The sequence below is a fragment of the Stenotrophomonas sp. NPDC077421 genome (genome assembly GCF_049545505.1).
In the GTDB taxonomy this organism is placed as follows: Bacteria; Pseudomonadota; Gammaproteobacteria; order Xanthomonadales; family Xanthomonadaceae; genus Stenotrophomonas; species Stenotrophomonas nematodicola.
Window position 1 is genome coordinate 11152 of record NZ_JBMWDP010000004.1, and the last position, 18250, is coordinate 29401.

At 68.5% G+C, this 18250-nt stretch carries 11 protein-coding genes; 10 read left to right on the forward strand and 1 reads right to left on the reverse strand.

All coding sequences use genetic code 11. The features are described 5' to 3' along the window. Positions 1–162 precede the first annotated feature (162 nt). Entirely contained in the window at positions 163–3666 is a 3504-nt protein-coding gene (smc, locus tag ACPEH1_RS03290) for a chromosome segregation protein SMC (RefSeq protein WP_423715226.1), read from the forward strand. Positions 3667–3713: 47 nt separating this feature from the next. Further along, positions 3714–4448, forward strand: coding sequence for a cell division protein ZipA (gene zipA, locus ACPEH1_RS03295; RefSeq protein ID WP_136007144.1), 735 nt, complete (start codon positions 3714–3716; stop codon positions 4446–4448). 42 nt (positions 4449–4490) lie between these two features. Here zipA and ACPEH1_RS03300 read toward each other — a convergent pair whose 3' ends face one another. Further along, positions 4491–5618, reverse strand: a complete 1128-nt coding sequence (locus ACPEH1_RS03300) for a pyridoxal phosphate-dependent aminotransferase (protein ID WP_423715228.1) — start codon at positions 5616–5618, stop codon at positions 4491–4493. A 109-nt stretch (positions 5619–5727) separates the two neighbouring features. On the opposite strand from ACPEH1_RS03300, the gene ligA reads away from it, so the two are divergent. The 8 genes from ligA (at position 5728) to ACPEH1_RS03340 (ending at position 17778) form a co-directional block, all read left to right on the forward strand. Beyond that, positions 5728–8190, forward strand: a complete 2463-nt coding sequence (ligA, locus tag ACPEH1_RS03305) for an NAD-dependent DNA ligase LigA (protein WP_423715229.1) — start codon at positions 5728–5730, stop codon at positions 8188–8190. 17 nt (positions 8191–8207) lie between these two features. Next, positions 8208–8693, forward strand: a complete 486-nt coding sequence (locus ACPEH1_RS03310; protein ID WP_017357436.1) for a GNAT family N-acetyltransferase — start codon at positions 8208–8210, stop codon at positions 8691–8693. Then, positions 8690–9634, forward strand: a complete 945-nt coding sequence (epmA, locus tag ACPEH1_RS03315) for an EF-P lysine aminoacylase EpmA (protein WP_423715230.1) — start codon at positions 8690–8692, stop codon at positions 9632–9634. The genes ACPEH1_RS03310 and epmA overlap by 4 nt, the downstream gene beginning before the upstream one ends. 110 nt (positions 9635–9744) lie before the next feature. Beyond that, on the forward strand, positions 9745–10461 hold the full coding sequence (locus ACPEH1_RS03320) for a DUF3011 domain-containing protein (protein WP_136007152.1): 717 nt from the start codon (positions 9745–9747) through the stop codon (positions 10459–10461). Between the two features lie 54 nt (positions 10462–10515). Further along, positions 10516–11598, forward strand: coding sequence for an S-methyl-5-thioribose-1-phosphate isomerase (mtnA, locus tag ACPEH1_RS03325; RefSeq protein ID WP_136007154.1), 1083 nt, complete (start codon positions 10516–10518; stop codon positions 11596–11598). A 150-nt stretch (positions 11599–11748) separates the two neighbouring features. After that, a complete protein-coding gene (gene gyrA / locus ACPEH1_RS03330; protein ID WP_017356951.1) occupies positions 11749–14457 on the forward strand; it encodes a DNA gyrase subunit A in 2709 nt (902 codons plus the stop codon). A 171-nt stretch (positions 14458–14628) separates the two neighbouring features. Then, complete coding sequence (locus ACPEH1_RS03335) at positions 14629–17124, forward strand: membrane-bound PQQ-dependent dehydrogenase, glucose/quinate/shikimate family (protein WP_423715231.1); 2496 nt, start codon at positions 14629–14631, stop codon at positions 17122–17124. 201 nt (positions 17125–17325) lie between these two features. Further along, complete coding sequence (locus ACPEH1_RS03340) at positions 17326–17778, forward strand: REP-associated tyrosine transposase (RefSeq protein WP_166473169.1); 453 nt, start codon at positions 17326–17328, stop codon at positions 17776–17778. The last annotated feature ends 472 nt before the right edge of the window (positions 17779–18250 follow it).

Here is an 18250-nt window from a genome sequence, read left to right on the forward strand (position 1 = left end):
GCCCTCCCGCCCGTGGAACAGCCGCCCCGTTATACTCAGGCTATCGCGTCGCCCTCGGGACCATTGAATCCCTGCAACATCAATGGCTTGAGGGTGGATTCTGCTCCAACATCCACCACGGCACGGGTCGCATCCGCCCCTTGCCCGGAAACCAACCACGCCATGCGTCTGTCCACGATCAAGCTCTCCGGCTTCAAGTCCTTCGTCGATCCGACCACGCTGCACCTGCCGACCAATATGACCGGCGTGGTGGGCCCCAATGGCTGTGGCAAATCCAACATCATCGACGCCGTGCGCTGGGTCATGGGCGAAAGCTCGGCCAGCCGCCTGCGTGGCGATTCGCTGACGGACGTGATCTTCTCCGGGTCCTCGGCGCGCAAGCCCGTCTCGCAGGCCACCGTCGAGCTGATCTTCGACAACACCGACCACACCATCTCCGGTGAGTACGCGTCGTTCAACGAGATCTCGGTCAAGCGCACCGTCAGCCGCGATGGCAGCAGCAACTACTACCTCAACGGCACCAAGTGCCGCCGTCGCGACATCACCGACCTGTTCCTCGGCACCGGCCTGGGCCCGCGCAGCTACTCGATCATCGAGCAGGGCATGATCAGCCAGATCATCGAAGCCCGGCCCGAAGATCTGCGCGTGTACCTGGAAGAAGCCGCCGGCATCTCCAAGTACAAGGAGCGCCGCAAGGAAACCGAAACCCGCATCCGCCACACCCGCGAGAATCTTGACCGCCTCAACGATCTGCGCGAGGAAATCGGCAAGCAGCTCGAGCACCTCAAACGCCAGGCCCGCCAGGCCGAGCAGTACCAGGCGCTGCAGGAAGAGCGCAAGGTCAAGGATGCCGAGTGGAAGGCGCTGGAGTACCGTGGCCTGGAGAGTCGCCTCGGCAGCCTGCGCGATGCACTGTCCAAAGAAGAAACGCGGCTGCAGCAGTTCATTGCCGAGCAGCGCGATGCGGAGGCCCGCATCGAAACCAGCCGCGTGCGCCGGGAAGAGGCGGCTGACGCCCTCAGCACCGCGCAGGCCGAGGTCTACCAGGTGGGCAGCACACTGGCCCGCCTCGAGCAGCAGATCCAGCACCAGCGCGAACTGTCGCAGCGGCTGAACAAGGCGCGCGATGAAGCGCAGCAGGCGCTGGCCGAACTGGGCCAGCACATCAGCGGCGATGAAGCCAAGCTGCTCGTGCTGCGCGAGGCCGTGGACGAGGCCGAGCCGCGCCTGGAGCACCTGCGCGAAGAGAACGAGATCAAGCAGGAAGCCCTGCGCGAGGCCGAGGCCCGTCTGGCCGACTGGCAGCAGCGCTGGGAAGCGCATACCCGCAACACCTCCGAAGCGTCGCGCGCCGGCGAAGTGGAACGCACGCGGGTGGACTACCTCGACCGTCAGGTCCTTGAGGCCGACCGCCGCCGCGAAGCCCTGACCAGCGAACGCGGCAGCCTCGACCTGGACGCGCTGACCGCGGCCTTCGAGGACCTGCAGCTCCGGCACGAGACCCAGAAGGCGGCGCTCGACGGCCTCACTGAGCAGGTTGAAGCGCGCAAGCAGGTCGTTGACGGTCTGCAGGACCGCCAGCGCAGCGGGCAGACCGAACTGGCCGAGATCCGGAAGCAGGCGCAGGCCGCGCGCGGTCGCCTGTCATCGCTGGAAACCCTGCAGCAGGCCGCGCTTGGCCAGGAGCAGGGTGCGGCCGTCGCGTGGCTTGCCGCGCAGCGGCTGGATTCGGCGGCCCGCGTGGGCGAACGCCTCACCGTGGAGAGCGGTTGGGAAAACGCGGTGGAGAGCGCGCTTGGCCAGCTGATCGAGGGCGTCCTGGTCGAGAACCCCGAAGCGCTCGTCGATGCGCTGGGCGAACTCGGCGATGGCCGTCTTGCCCTGGTGTCGGCCTCGCAGGAGGCGTTGCAGGTCGCGCCGACCTCGCTGGCTGCCAAGGTCCAGGGGCCCACCGCGATCCGTCGCCTGCTCGCCCGCCTGCACGCGGCCGAGGATCTGTCGGCGGCACGTGCCCTGCAGGCCACGCTGGGCGAGGGCGATTCGGTGATCACCCGCAGTGGCGAGCGCCTCGGCGACGGCTGGGTGCGGGTCTCGCGCTCCGGCGCCGCCAAGCAGGGCGCGCTGCTGCGCGAACGCGAGATTGTGACCCTGCGCGAGCAGATCGACACCCTGCAGGCGCGCGAAGCCGAGCTGGAGCAGCGCCTGGCGGGGTTCCGCGACCAGCTGCTGGCCGGCGAGCAGCACCGCGAAGAGGCGCAGCGCCAGTTGTATCAGGCGCACCGCAGCGTGTCCGAGCTGGGCGGCCAGCTGCAGAGCCAGCAGGGCAAGGTGGAGGCGGCACGTACCCGTATCGACCGCATCGAAGGCGAACTGTCGCAGTTGCTTGAGACCCTGGATGCCAGCCGCGAACAGGTGCGCGAAGCGCGTGCCCGGCTCGACGACGCGGTCACCAGCATGGGCGATCTGGAATCGGTACGCGCGGCGCTGGAGGGCGAGCGCCGCCAGCTCACCGACGCCCGCGACCTTGCCCGCGAAGCCGCGCGCAACGTCCGTGAGAGCGCGCATTCGCTGGCGCTGACGCTGGAATCCCAGCGCGCCCAGATCACCTCGCTGAGCCAGGCGCTGGAGCGCATGAGCAGCCAGCGAGGCCAGCTGGACACACGCCTGGGTGAACTGCATTCGCAGCTCGACGAGGGTGACTCCCCGGTGCAGGCGCTGGAGGCCGAGCACCAGAATGCGCTGGGCGAGCGCGTGCGTGCCGATCGCGTGCTGGGTGAGGCGCGTACGATGCTGGAAGGCATCGATGCGGAGCTGCGCAATTTCGAGCAGACCCGTCATCAGCGCGATGAGCAGGCGCTGGCGCAGCGCGAACGCATCTCCCAGCGCAAGCTCGACCAGCAGGCGCTGGTGCTGAGCGCCGAGCAGTTGTCGGCTTCGGTCGAGAAGGCCGGCTTCGTGCTGCAGGACGTGATCAACAGCCTGCCCGAGGAGGCGCGCACCAGCGACTGGGAGCAGGCCGTGCACCAGATCGATGGCCGCATGCGCCGTTTGGAGCCGGTCAATCTTGCCGCGATCCAGGAGTACGGCGAGGCATCGCAGCGCTCGGAGTACCTGGACGCACAGAACACCGATCTGACCACCGCACTGGAAACCCTGGAAGAGGCGATCCGCAAGATCGACCGCGAAACCCGCGGCCGCTTCAAGGACACCTTCGACCGGGTCAATGCCGGCGTGCAGCAGCTGTACCCGCGCCTGTTCGGTGGCGGGCATGCCTACCTCGAACTGACCGGTGAAGACCTTCTCGACACGGGCGTGACGATCATGGCCCGCCCGCCGGGCAAGCGCGTGTCCAGCATCTCGCTGCTGTCCGGCGGCGAGAAGGCGATGACGGCGGTGGCGCTGGTATTTGCGATCTTCCAGCTCAACCCGGCGCCGTTCTGCCTGCTGGACGAGGTCGACGCGCCGCTGGATGAAGCCAACGTCGGTCGCCTGGCCAACATGGTCAAGGAGATGAGCGAAAAAGTGCAGTTCCTGTTCGTCAGCCACAACAAGGCCACGATGGAGGCGGCGCACCAGTTGTCCGGTGTCACCATGCGCGAGCCGGGCGTCAGCCGACTGGTCAGCGTGGACCTGGAGGAAGCGGCCCGATTGGCGGGCGCGGCCTGACGTGCCATCCTTGCGTACCTGAATGATTTAGCCGGAGACCCCCTCGAATGTCCGACATGGCAATGCTCCGCATCGGCATCCTGGCCGCCGGCCTGCTGTTGATCGCCGCGATCTTCCTGTTTGGCCGTCCGAAGAAGAAAGTCCAGGGCCGCCGCATCGAAGGCACCGACACGGCCGCCGGCGCGCGGCGTGAGCCGGTGCTGGGCGAAGGTGACCCTGCAGGCGCTGACGCCGGTGTGCCCGCCGATGACGGCGTGACCCAGCCGGAACTGGGCCTGCCCGAGGTCGATGCCCCGGCCGCCAGCGACGTGGGCAAGCGTGCCACCCAGGACTTCGACAAGATCGTGTCGCTGTTCGTGGCCGCGCGTGCCGGTGAGCAGTTGCGTGGCGAGGACATCGTGGTTGCAGCGGAGAAGACCGGCCTGGTCTTCGGCCACATGAACGTGTTCCACCGCTTGGTCGAAGGCCACCCCGAGCGCGGCCCGATCTTCTCGATGGCCAGCATCATGAAGCCGGGCAGCTTCGACATGGCCAACATCCGCGAGATGGAAACCCCTGCCATCGCCTTCTTCCTGACCCTGCCGGCGCCGCTGACCGCGCTGGATGCATGGGAAAAGATGCTGCCCACGGTGCAGCGCATGGGCGAGCTGCTGGACGGCGTGGTGCTCGACGACAGCCGCGCCACGCTCGGCCGCCAGCGCGTCGCCCACATCCGTGACGAACTGCGCGCCTACGACCGCCAGCACCAGGCCCCGCCGCTGACCAAGCCGCCGCGCTGGTAACCGCGGGCGTAGCGCGGTGGAGCAGCCGGGCGGAGCCCGGCGCTACCGGGGCGGGTCGATTGCGGCGGCGAAGGCGGTCTGGAACCTCTCCATCTCCGCTGCCGTGCCCACGGTGACCCGCACCCGCTGCGGCCAGATCGCCCAGCTGCGTCCGATCACAACGCCGCGTTCGGCCATCGCCGCGGCGAACGCGGCACCCTCGCGCTGCACATCGACCACGAAGCAGTTCGCTTCGGACGGCACGCAGGAAAAGCCGCGCTTGCCCAGCCACGCGATCGTGGCCTGGCGCACCTGGGCGTTCTCCGCCCGGCGTCGCACGATCAGGTCCGGGTCGCGCAGGCTGGCCAGGCCGGCCGCCAGCGCGGTCACCGGCAACGGGTTGTCACCGAGGCTGGCCAGCTCGCGCAGGCGGTCCGGATGCGCGGCTGCCACGCCCAGGCGCAACCCGGCCATGCCATACAGCTTGGAGAACGTGCGCAGCACGATCAGGTCGTCGCGCTGCATTACCTCGCTGATCACCGAGCGCTGCTCGCTGTACTGCAGATAGGCCTCATCGACCAGTACGCGGGTACGCGCCGGTTTGTGCGCCAGCAACCAGGCGATGTCGGCGGCCGGTGTGATCGAGCCGGTCGGGTTGTTGGGATTGCACAGATACAGCAACCCGGCGTCGATGCGCGCGGCGGCCGCGACCATCGCCCGCACGTCGTGCGCGCCGTCCGCGCGCAGCGGCACCCGCACCACCGGCACGCCGCGTGCGGCAGCCAGATCGCCGAGCGCCTCGAAGGTCGGATCGGCGACCACCAGCCCGGCACCGGCCCCCGTCCACAGCACGGCCGCCCGGTTCAGCGGCTCGCTGGAGCCCGGGAACAGCCGCACCTGTTCCTTGCCCAGACCTTCCTGTGCGGCGAACAGGTCGCGCAGTTCGCCGGCCATCGCGAACAGATACCGCCCGCTCCGGCCTGCGACGTCACGGGCTGCGGCCAGCGCAGCCGGGGCAGGACCGTAGGGGCACTCGTTGAAGTTGAGCAGGACCGGGCCGCCGGCAGGGGCTGCCGGCCCGGAGCGAAGCAGGGCGGCCTGCGCGGGCGTCAGCCCCAGCGTCGACAGTGCCAGGCCGGTGCCGGCCAGGTGCAGGAAGGAACGGCGGGAGGGCGCGCTGGGATGTGTCACGGGGCACCGTGTGCAGAGGGCAAGCCGGCACGCTAGCGCTGCTGGCGTGAGGCGGCAAGCGTTCACCATCCGCGATAAAATCGGCAGCCCCTTCAGGATTGCCGACCGCATGAGCCCCAGCCCCGCCGAACGTGCCGACGTCCTGCGCCGCCAGATCGAGGATGCCGGCAAGGCGTACCACGAGCGCGACGAGCTGCTGATTCCCGACGCGGACTACGACGCGCTGGTGCGTGAGCTGGAGGCGCTGGAGCAGGCACATCCCGAGCTGGCCCGTGCCGATTCGCCGACCCGGCGCGTGGGCGGCAAGGCCTCTTCACGCTTTGCCGAAGTCCGGCATGTGGTGCCGATGCTGTCGCTCGGCAATGCGTTCAGCGATGAAGAAGTGCAGGATTTCGTGCGCCGCATCGGTGAGCGGCTGCGCCGCGACGCGCTGTACTTTTCGGCCGAACCGAAACTGGACGGCCTGGCGATCAGCCTGCGCTACGAGGACGGCCAGTTCGTCCAGGGCGCTACCCGTGGGGATGGTGCCACCGGCGAGGATGTCACCGTCAATCTGCGCCAGATCCGTGTGATTCCGCATCGCCTGCAGGGCGAGGGCTGGCCCGACGTGCTGGAGGTGCGCGGCGAGGTCTACATGGCGCGGGCCGATTTCGAGGCCTACAACGCCGACGCCCGGCTGCACGACGGCAAGGTGCTGGCCAACCCGCGCAATGCCGCAGCCGGTTCGCTGCGTCAGCTCGATCCGAAGGTGAGCGCGCGGCGCAAGCTGAGTTTCTTCGCCTACGGCACCGGTGAGGTGCGGGGCGGCGAGCTGCCGGCCACGCACTCGGCCACGCTGGCGCAGCTGCGCGCGTGGGGCTTCCCGGTCAGCGACCTGTGCCAGGTGGTGGAAGGGAGCGAGGGCCTGCTGGCGTACTACCGTGACATCGGCGAGCGCCGCGACGGGCTTGCCTTCGACATCGACGGCGTGGTCTACAAGCTCGATGACCGCGCCGGGCAGGAACAGATGGGCTTCGTCTCCCGCGCACCGCGCTGGGCGATCGCGCACAAGTTCCCGGCGCAGGAACAGACCACGACCGTGGAGGCCATCGAGATCCAGATCGGGCGCACCGGTGCGGCCACGCCCGTGGCCCGCCTGGACCCGGTGGCGGTGGCCGGGGTGATCGTGTCCAACGCCACCCTGCACAACGCCGATCAGATCGCGCGGCTGGACGTTCGCGTGGGCGACACCGTGATCGTACGCCGTGCCGGCGATGTGATTCCGGAGGTGGTGAGCGTGATCGCCGAGCGCCGGCCAGCCGGCACCGCACCGTGGCAGATGCCGACGCACTGCCCGGTATGCGGCGCGGAGATCGTACGCGAAGAAGGCGCTGCCGCCTGGCGCTGCTCGGGTGAGCTGAGCTGCCCGGCGCAGCGCAAGGAGGCCATCGCGCACTTCGCCTCGCGCCGCGCAATGGACATTGATGGCTTGGGCGGCAAGTACATCGACACCCTGGTCGATGCGGGCATCGTGCGCGGCGTGGCCGATCTGTACCGGCTGCAGCGCGATCAGCTGCTGCAGTTGAAGCTGGTGCTCGATGCCGGGTCGCCCGAGGCACTGGCCAGCCAGATCGGCGCGCACCTCCCGCCGGAGGCCAGTGGCGACTACCTGCGCGCGATCCTGCAGCTGGATGGCCGCGACGAGACCTGGCGCGCCCAGGCGCTGGCGATGCCGGCAGCGTTCGTCTGGAACACGAAGAAAATTGCCACCCGCTGGGCGGACAACCTGATCGCGGCCATCGACGCCAGCCGCGACACCACGCTGGAGCGGCTGCTGTTCGCGCTGGGCATCGAGCATGTGGGTGAGAGCACCGCCAAGGCGCTGGCTGCCTGGTTCGGCGACCTGGCGCTGATCCGCCGGCTGCCGTGGCCGCTGTTCAAGCGTGTGCCGGACATTGGCGGCGAAGTGGCGCGATCGCTCGGGCACTTCTTCGAGCAGGACGGCAACCAGAAGGCCATCGATGCTCTGATCACGATCGGCAAGGTGCGCATCACCGACACGCACAGGCCGTCGGCCAAGCTGCGCGACGGCCTGGACTTCGCCCAGGTGCTGGTGGAGGCCGAAATCCCGGGCATTACCCGTCTGCGCGCCGAGAAGCTGGTAGCCGCGTTGCCTGACGCTGCCACGCTGCTGGATGCCGAGCCGGTGCGTTTCGTCGCCGCCGGGCTGCCCAATGATGTTGCGCTGGGCCTGGCCGACTGGCTCGACCGCGACGGTCATGGCCACATGCTGCTCAAGGCCGAGGCCTGCCGGCAGGAACTCCTGGACCTGGCCCCGGACCAGGCGGAGCAGATTGCCGGGCCGCTGGACGGGCAGACCGTGGTGCTGACGGGCACATTGGCGCAGATGACCCGCGACGATGCCAAGGCGCGGCTGGAAGCGCTGGGCGCGAAAGTCTCCGGCAGCGTGTCCAGGAAGACCGCGTTCGTCGTCGCCGGCACCGAGGCGGGGTCCAAACTGACCAAGGCGCAGGAGCTGGGCGTGGAGGTCTGGGACGAAGACCGCCTGCTGGCCTACCTGGCCGCACACTGATTTCTACGAGACGTCGCATGCATACCGTACCCCTCGATTTCCGCCTGGCCACCGTGGCCGACGCCGATCTGCTGATTGGCCTGATGCGCGACTTCTACGCCGAAGACAAGCTCGATTTCGACCCGGCGCGCGTGCGTCCCGCGCTGTTGGCCCTGCTCGAAGAGCCGCGCAACGGCGAGGTGCTGCTGTGGCTGTCCGAGACCGGCGAGGTGGTGGGCTATGCGGCCCTGGCGATGGGCTTCAGCCTGGAGCAGGGCGGACACTTCGCGCTGCTCGATGAGCTCTACCTGCAGCACGCCGCGCGCGGCCGTGGGCGTGGCAAGCAGGCGCTGGCGATCCTTGAGCAGCGTGCCAACGCGCGCGGCGTCGCGCGGATGCGCCTGGAAGTGAACCATCACAACGAACTGGCGCGCCGCCTGTACCTGGCCACCGGCTACGTGGATGACACCCGCGACCTGCTGACCCTGCCGCTGGCCGAACGCCTGCGCGACGCGCGCGCATGATCGCGGCCCTGCGCCAGCGCGCCGCGCTCAATGCGTGCATCCGTGACTTCTTCGCCACACGTGGTGTGCTCGAAGTGGAAACGCCGATCCTGTCGGTGGCCGGCAATACCGAACCCAACATTGACAGCTTCCACACCCGTTTCAGTGGCCACGTCGATGCGGGTGAGGCGCAGCGCTGGCTGCGCACGTCCCCGGAGTATCCGCTCAAACGCCTGCTTGCCGCCGGTGTGGGCGACTGCTACGAGCTGGGGAGGGTGTTCCGCAACGGCGAAGCTGGCGGCCGCCACAATCCCGAGTTCACCATGCTCGAGTGGTACCGCGTGGGCTGGGACCATCACCGTCTGATCGGGGAAACGGCGGCGCTGGTACGCGCGGCACTCTCGCTGGTGCAGCGCGAGGCGCGCCTGGAGGTCATCGACTACCGCAGTCTGTACCGGCGCCAGCTCGGGGTGGACCCGTTCGAAGCGGACATCGACGCACTGCGCGCGCCGCTGTCGGACATCCACATCGATCCGCAGGGGCTGACCCGCGACGACTGGCTGGACCTGCTGATGACCCACTGCATCCAGCCTGCGTTCGGTGACGATACGATGACGGTCGTGCACGATTGGCCGGCCAGCCAGGCCGCGCTGGCGCGCATACGGCCCGGGACGCCGGCACTGGCCGAGCGCTTCGAGCTGTATCTGGGGCCGGTGGAGCTGGCCAACGGCTATCACGAGCTGAACGATGCCGCCGAGCAGCGGGCGCGCTTCGAGCGCGATCTTGCGGTGCGGCGCATGCGCGGCGCGGTGCTGCCGCCCCTGGACGAGGCGCTGCTGGCCGAATTGCCGCAGCTTCCCGACTGTGCGGGCGTAGCGGTGGGGGTGGACCGGTTGCTGATGGCGATGAACCGTACACCGGCGATTGCCGATGTCCTGGCCATCGATTTCGCCCGGGCCTGAACCGTTCCCGGCCAATTGCGTCTTGCGCACCGTGGATGATGATGCTCTGATCACACCCGATGTCAGAAGGTGTAACGCGTGATCGTTCAGTTGCGGCGGGGACCGTGTCGATGAAGGTGTTGGCCAGCGCAGGCATGCCGCTATGTTCGTTGTTGCTGTGGGCAGGGCTGGCATCGCCGGCCGTGGCGCAGTCGTCCGGCTATGCCGGGCAGGTGGTGCGCTGCGAATCGCGCGACATGGAATGGGTGCATTGCGACATGCCCGTGGACGGTGGCGTGGATATGGTCCGCCAGCTGTCGGAGAACACCTGTGTGCGCGGCTCCGAGTGGGGCACTGATCGCTCGGGGGTCTGGGTGACGCTGGGCTGCCGCGCCGAGTTCCGCGCCCGCACGCCGGTGACCGCCAAGCGCGCAGGCGAGCGGTTGACGCGGCGCGTGGTGCGCTGCGAATCCAATGGTCGCCCGCAGAACTGCCCGGTGGTGCTGCAGGGTGCACCGGTGCGCCTGCTGCGCCAGTTGTCGGCGCTGCCATGCCGCGAAAACCACAGTTGGGGCGTACGCCGCAACGAGATCTGGGTGACGCGTGGATGCCAGGGTGATTTCGAAGTGGGGGCCGCCGACGGGTCCGGCTTCCTGATGGTGCCGCGACTGCTCACCTGCGAATCCAAGTCGCGCCAGCGTCGCTTCTGCGGTGCCAGCATCAACCACGGCGCCACGCTGTCCAGGCAGCTGTCCGGCAGCCCGTGCGAGCAGGGGCGGAGCTGGGGCTGGGACGCACGCGGGGTGTGGGTGGACGACGGCTGCCGCGCCGAGTTCTCGGTCAATTGAAACGGCCGCGCGTCCGGGCCTGACCCGACGCCGGCGCGCCGCTACAATGGCGCGATGAACGCATCCACCGACATCGACTACGCCCGCTACGACCACATCCGCCCGATCCTGTGGACCGGCGACGCCCTGCAACTGCTGGACCAGCGCAAGCTGCCGTTCGTGGTCGAGCACGTGGCGTGCCATGACAGCGATGCCGTCGCCGCGGCGATCCACGCACTGACCGTGCGCGGCGCACCCGCCATCGGCATTGCTGCGGCGTGGGGCGCGGTGCTGGCCGCCAACGACGTGCAGGCCGACGATGGCGCGCAGGCGCTGCTGAAGCTGGAGCCGGCGCTGCAGCGGCTCAATGCCGCACGGCCGACCGCGGTGAACCTGGCGTGGGCCCTGGCGCGCATGCGCCGCGCCCTGGCGCCGGCCGGCAGCGACTGGCGCGACGTGCTGGCGGCCGAGGCCCAGGCCATCGCCGATGAAGACCTGGCCGCCAACCGCCACATGGGCGCGCTGGGTGCCGGGCTGATCGAGGCCGGCAGCGGCGTGCTGACCCACTGCAATACCGGCTCGCTGGCCACCGCCGGCTTCGGCACCGCGCTCGGCGTGATCCGCGCCGGCATGGCCCAGCACCGCATCGCCCGCGTGTTCGCCGGCGAGACCCGCCCGTGGCTGCAGGGCGCCCGCCTGACCGTGTGGGAGCTGCAGCAGGATGGCATCGACGCGACCCTGATCGCCGACTCGGCCGCCTCGCACCTGATGAAGACCGGCGCGGTGCAGTGGGTGATCGTCGGTGCGGACCGCATCTGCGCCAACGGTGATACCGCCAACAAGATCGGGACCTATCAGCTCGCCATCGCCGCACGCCACCACGGGGTGAAGGTCATGGTGGTGGCGCCTTCCTCGACGGTGGACATGGACACCGCCGACGGCGACCAGATCGAGATCGAGCAGCGTGATCCCGGCGAGCTGTACGGCGTGGGCGGGGTCCGTACGGTGGCCGAGGGCATCGCCGCCTGGAACCCGGTGTTCGATGTCACCCCGGGCGCCCTGATCGATGCCATCGTGACCGAGCGCGGGGTGATCCTGAACCCGACCACGGCCAATATGCGGGCCGCCTTCGGGGAAGCCCCCGCAACGGCCCCGTAAGTTCCTGATTCTTGCCGGTAAAACCCCGGTAAAACGAGGCGGGAAACGGCCCGTTGTGGTAGACTTCAACGGTTAATCGAGATTCCGGCGCGGCCGCCCCGAAAGGGCTGGCTGCGACGGACTGGACCGCTACCAGACAACGGAACCCGAATGGCAGAAACCGCCAAGGAAATCATCCAGGTCAACCTGGAAGACGAGATGCGCAAGAGCTACCTCGATTACGCGATGAGCGTGATCGTGGGCCGCGCCCTCCCGGATGCGCGCGATGGCCTCAAGCCGGTGCATCGCCGCGTGCTGTTCGCGATGAGTGAGCTGAACGCGCACAGCAACAAGCCTTACTTCAAGTCGGCGCGTATCGTCGGTGACGTCATCGGTAAGTACCACCCGCATGGCGACCAGTCGGTGTACGACACGCTGGTGCGTCTGGCGCAGCCGTTCTCGCTGCGCTACATGCTGGTCGATGGCCAGGGCAACTTCGGTTCGGTCGACGGCGACTCCGCCGCGGCGATGCGTTACACCGAAGCGCGCATGTCCAAGCTCACCCATGAGCTGATGGCGGACATCGACAAGGAAACCGTCGATTTCCAGCCCAACTACGACGAAAAGGAACTGGAGCCGACGGTCATGCCGACCCGGTTCCCGAACCTGCTGGTCAATGGTTCGGCCGGTATCGCGGTGGGCATGGCGACCAACATCCCGCCGCACAACCTGACCGAGTCGATCAATGCGTGCATCGCGCTGATCGACAATCCGGCGATCGACGTCGACGGCCTGATGGAATACATCCCGGGCCCTGACTTCCCGACCGCGGGCATCATCAACGGCACCGCCGGCATCGTCGCCGGTTACCGGACCGGTCGTGGCCGTGTGCGCATCCGCGCCAAGGCCGATATCGAAGTGGCCGACAACGGCCGCGAATCGATCATCGTCACCGAGATTCCGTACCAGGTGAACAAGGCCCGGTTGATCGAGAAGATCGCCGAGCTGGTCAAGGAAAAGAAGCTCGAAGGCATCAGCGAGCTGCGCGATGAGTCCGACAAGGACGGCATGCGCATCTACATCGAAATCAAGCGCGGCGAGTCGGCGGAAGTTGTGCTGAACAACCTCTACCAGCAGACCCAGATGGAGTCGGTGTTCGGCATCAACATGGTGGCGCTGGTCGATGGCCGCCCGCAGCTGATGAACCTCAAGCAGCTGCTCGAGGCCTTCGTGCGCCATCGTCGCGAAGTGGTCACCCGCCGCACCGTGTTCGAGCTGCGCAAGGCGCGCGCCCGTGCGCACGTGCTGGAAGGCCTGACCGTCGCGCTGGCCAACATCGACGAGATGATCGAACTGATCAAGACCTCGCCCAATCCCAACGAAGCGCGCGAACGCATGCTCGCCCGCCTCTGGGAGCCGGGCCTGGTGGGATCGATGCTTGGTGCCGCCGGTGCCGAGACCTCGCGTCCGGACGACCTGCCCAAGGGCGTGGGCCTGATCGAGGGTGGCTACCAGCTGACCGAGATCCAGGCCACCCAGATCCTGGAAATGCGCCTGCACCGCCTGACCGGGCTGGAGCAGGACCGCCTGACCGAGGAATACAAGCAGCTGCTGGAAACGATCGCCGGGCTGATCCACATCCTGGAAGATCCGGACCGCCTGCTGCAGGTGATCCGCGAAGAGCTGATCAACGTGCGCACCGAGTTCGGCGACGAGCGCCGCACCGAGATCCGCCACAGCGAAGAAGACCTGGACATCCTCGACCTGATCGCGCCGGAAGACGTGGTGGTCACCCTGTCGCATGCCGGCTACGTCAAGCGCCAGCCGGTCAGCGCCTACCGCGCCCAGCGCCGCGGTGGCCGTGGCCGCAGCGCGGCGTCGACCAAGGAAGAGGATTTCATCGAGCAGTTGTGGCTGGTCAACACACACGACACGCTGCTCACCTTCACCAGCTCGGGCAAGGTGTTCTGGCTGCCGGTGCATCAGCTGCCCGAAGCCGGTTCCAATGCCCGCGGCCGGCCGATCATCAACTGGATTCCGCTGGAGTCCGGCGAGAAGGTGCAGGCCGTGCTGCCGGTGCGTGAATACGCCGATGGTCAGTTCGTGTTCTTCGCCACCCGCAACGGCACGGTCAAGAAGACGCCGCTCAGCGAGTTTGCGTTCCGTCTCGCACGCGGCAAGATCGCCATCAATCTCGATGACGGCGATGCGCTGGTGGGGGTCGGCCTGACCGATGGCGAGCGTGACATCCTGCTGTTCGCCTCCAACGGCAAGACCGTGCGCTTCGCTGAGGACAAGGTCCGCTCGATGGGCCGTACCGCCACCGGCGTGCGCGGCATCAAGATGGCCAAGGGCGAGGAAGTGGTCAGCCTGATCGTGGCCGAGAGTGCCGGCGGCAGCGAGGACGACAACGATGATGACACCGTCATCGACGAGACCGTGGGCGAGAATGGCGATGCCGTGATCGAGAACGGGGTGGATGACGACAACGCGTTGTACATCCTCACCGCTACCGAGAACGGCTACGGCAAGCGCACCCCGCTGCCGGATTACCCGCGCAAGGGGCGTGGCACCCAGGGCGTGATCGGCATCCAGACCACCGAGCGCAACGGCAAGCTGGTCAGCGCGGTGCTGATGGGGCCGCGCGACGAGGTGCTGCTGATCTCCGATGGCGGCACCCTGGTGCGCACCCGCAGCTCGGAAATCTCGCGCGTGGGCCGTAACACCCAGGGCGTCACCCTGATCCGCCTGTCCAAGGACGAGAAGCTGCAGGCGGTCGAGCGCATGGATGCCTCGCTGGATGACGGCGCCGACGAAGAGGGCGCCGACGAGGCGGCCGCGACCGCTGCCGCGCCGGTGGTGGCACCGCCGGACGCGTAACGCGGTTGCGTTGCGGTACCACGGAAAACGCCGGCGCCTGCCGGCGTTTTCCGTTGGGGGGTCCAGGCACGGCTGGAAAGAACGCGCCGCGTTCACGACCCCGGTGGGATAAGGACCCACAGGACCGGTGCAGACGCTGGCCGGCGGTGCAGGGGAAGGGAGGAGCGCGCGATGTCCGCCACGACGCAGGCCCGCTACACCCGCCATTGGCTGCTGGGTGTCCTGGCGATGATCCTGCTGGTGCTTGGCGCGGTGCTGGTGCTGGGCGGCGGCTGGTTGGCCCGCCTCGGCGGTTCCTGGTACTACGTGCTGGCCGGGGTCGGCCTGCTGGTGGCCGGCGTGCAGTTGTGGCGCGGACGGGTCAGCGGTGCGGCGTGCTTCGCACTGGTATTGGTGGGCACCGTGCTGTGGACCTGGTGGGAGTCGGGCAGCGACTATTGGCGGTGGGTGCCGCGCCTCGGGCTGATGGTGGCGTTGGCCTTCATGCTCTGCCTGTTGCTGCCGCGCCTGCGACGGCCGGTATCCCGCGCTGTGTCGCGCAGTCTGGCCGGTGTCCTGGCGCTGGTGTTCGTGGCGGCCTTCAGCCTGGCGTTCGTTCCGCATGGCGTCACCGCAGCCGTGGGTGCCTTCCCCGAGCCAATGGTCGCCGCCGGGCTGGCGCCGACAGCCGAGGCGGCGCTGCAACCGGCCGACCGGCCTGCCGATGGTGACTGGGCCGCGTACGGCCGCAGCAACGCAGCCACCCGGTTCTCGCCGTTGCAGCAGATCACCCCGGACAACGTGGGAACCCTGCAGCAGGCCTGGGTATTCCGCACCCGCGATCTGCCGGACAAACGCTGGGGCGCGGAGACCACCCCGCTGAAGATCGGCGACCGCCTATACCTGTGCACCGCCCGCAACCAGCTGATCGCCCTCGATGCCGCCGACGGGCGCGAGCGCTGGCGCTTCGATCCCAAGGTCAGGAATGCCTCGATTCCGTACACCGCCGCCTGCCGGGGCGTCGCCTACTACGAGGTGCCGGCCACCGCGCAGGACGCTGCACTGGCCGACGTTGCCGCCGACCTGGCCGTGCCGCAGGTGGGCGTACCGCTGCTTACCCAGGTGCCGCGCGGCGCCTGCGCGGCGCGCATCATCGAGGGCACGCTGGATGGCCGGCTGATCGCGGTCGATGCCGCCACGGGAAAACCGTGCGCCGGTTTCGGCAACAACGGCCAGGTCGACATCACCCTTGGCATGGGCGAGACCCCGCCGGGCTATGTCTCGATCACCTCGCCGCCGGCCATCGTGCAGGGCGTGGTGGTGACCGGCCACCAGGTGCTGGACGGCCAGCGTCGCGATGCGCCGTCCGGCGTGATCCAGGCGTACGACGCAGTCACCGGCGCGCTGCGCTGGGCCTGGGACATGGACCAGCCGCAGCGCAGCGGTGCACCGCCGCGCGGCCATACCTATACCCGCGGCACGCCGAACATGTGGACCACCGCCACCGGTGACGACGCGCTGGGGCTGGTCTACCTGCCGATGGGCAATGCGGCGGGTGACTACTGGAGCGGGTCGCGCACCGAGGCCCAGAACCGCTACGCGACCTCGCTGGTCGCCATCGACGTCAACACGGGCAAGCCGGTGTGGCACTTCCAGGCGGTGCGCAAGGACGTGTGGGACTACGACCTGGGTTCGCAGGCGACGCTTGTCGACTATCCCACCCCGGCCGGCAAGGTGCCGGCCATCCTGCTGCCGACCAAGCAGGGCGACATGTATGTGCTGGATCGCCGCACCGGGCAGCTGCTCACTCCCGCCGAGGAGCGCCCGGTGCCGGGTGGCGGGGTGGAGCCGGAGCAGCGCTCGCCCACGCAGCTGTTCTCGCTGTACCACACGCTGCGCAAGCCCGACCTGACCGAGCGCGACATGTGGGGCATGACCCCGATCGACCAGCTCGTCTGCCGCATCCAGTTCCGCAGGGCGAGCTACCAGGGTTTTTACACTCCCCCGACGGCCGACCGCCATTCCATCGAGTACCCCGGCTACAACGGTGGCTCGGACTGGGGCAGTGTCGCGGTGGATCCACGTCGCGGGGTGATCGTGGCCAACTACAACGACATGCCCAACTACAACCGGCTGGTGCCGCGCGCCACGGCGGACAGACTGGGCTGGCTGCCGCGCGAGGAGGTGCGCGCCGACAAGGGCGGCGCCGAAGGGGCGGGGGACCCGCAGGTGGGGACGCCGTACGCCGTCGACGTCAACGCCGGCTGGCGACTGCCGTTCACCCGTCTGCTGTGCAAGCAGCCGCCGTATGGTGGCATCCGCGCCGTCGATCTTCGCAGCGGCAAAACGCTGTGGGACCGCCCGTTCGGCAGCGCCCGCGGCAACGGTCCGTTCGGCATCCGCTCGGGCCTGCCGATCGAGATCGGCACGCCCAACAACGGCGGTTCGGTCGTCACCGCCAGCGGCCTGGTCTTCATCGCTGCTGCCACCGACGACCTGCTGCGCGCCATCGACCTGAAGACCGGCAAGGAGCTGTGGCACGCCCCGCTGCCCGCCGGCGGCCAGGCCAACCCGATGATCTACGAGCAGAACGGGCGGCAGTACGTGGTCATCATGGCCGGCGGCCACCATTTCATGGAAACCCCCGCAGGCGATTACGTGATCGCCTACGCGCTGCCGAAAACGTGAGGACGCACGCTGGCCCACGCCCCGTAGAGCCGGGTTCTACCCGGCTGCTCTCACGCACGATCATGCAAGCCGGGCAGCGCCCGGCTCTACAAGGTGCCTGCGCACCCAATGACAAGATCACATCAGATCGGGTATTCCCCTGACACGACACCGCAGCGCCCCCTGCTTCAAGGTTCGCGCAGCCTCGCCCACGATGCAGACATGGCGAGTCCTTCTCTACAACGCGGACGCATCTCCTGCGAGGGCAGCTACTACGTCGTCACCACGGTTACGGCGCAGCGCACCCGCCTGTTCGTCGATACCGCCAATGCGCAGGAGGTCTGCCACTGGCTGCGCACCTCGGATGCCCAAGGCCGCACCGACTCCCTGACATGGGTGGTCATGCCCGACCATATCCACTGGATGTTCCGCCTGCGCGACACACCACTGTCGATCGTGATGCGAACCTTCAAGTCGCGGTCGGCCAAGGCCCTCAACCAGAGCAACAGCACCCGGGGCACCGTTTGGCAACCGGGCTACTACGACCAGCTGCAGCGCGACGATCGCCATCTGTTGGCCGCGGCCACCTACATACTCGCCAACCCGCTGCGCGCCGGATTGGCCAAGGGCATGAACGATTACCCCTTCGCCTGGTGCCGATGGCCCCTCCCGTAGCGCCGGGCTCTGCCCGGCGGGTATCAGGTGTGCATGTGCCTGACGAAGAGCAGCCGGGTAGAACCCGGCTCTACGGGTGCGCGTGCGTGGCCTTGGTAGCGCCGGGCTCTGCCCGGCGTGTGTCAGGTGTGCATGTGCCTGACGAAGAGCAGCCGGGTAGAACCCGGCTCTACGGGTGCGCGCGGGTGGCCTTGGTGACGCCGGGCTCTGCCCGGCGGGTGTCAGGTGTGCATGTGCCTGACGAAGAGCAGCCGGGTAGAACCCGGCTCTACGGGTGCGCGCGGGTGGCCTTGGTAGCGCCGGGCTCTGCCCGGCGGGTATCAGGTGTGCATGTGCCTGACGAAGAGCAGCCGGGTAGAACCCGGCTCCACGGGTGCGCGCGGGTGGCCTTGGTAGCGCCGGGCTCTGCCCGGCGGGTGTCAGGTGTGCATGTGCCTGACGAAGGGCAGCCGGGTAGAACCCGGCTCTACGG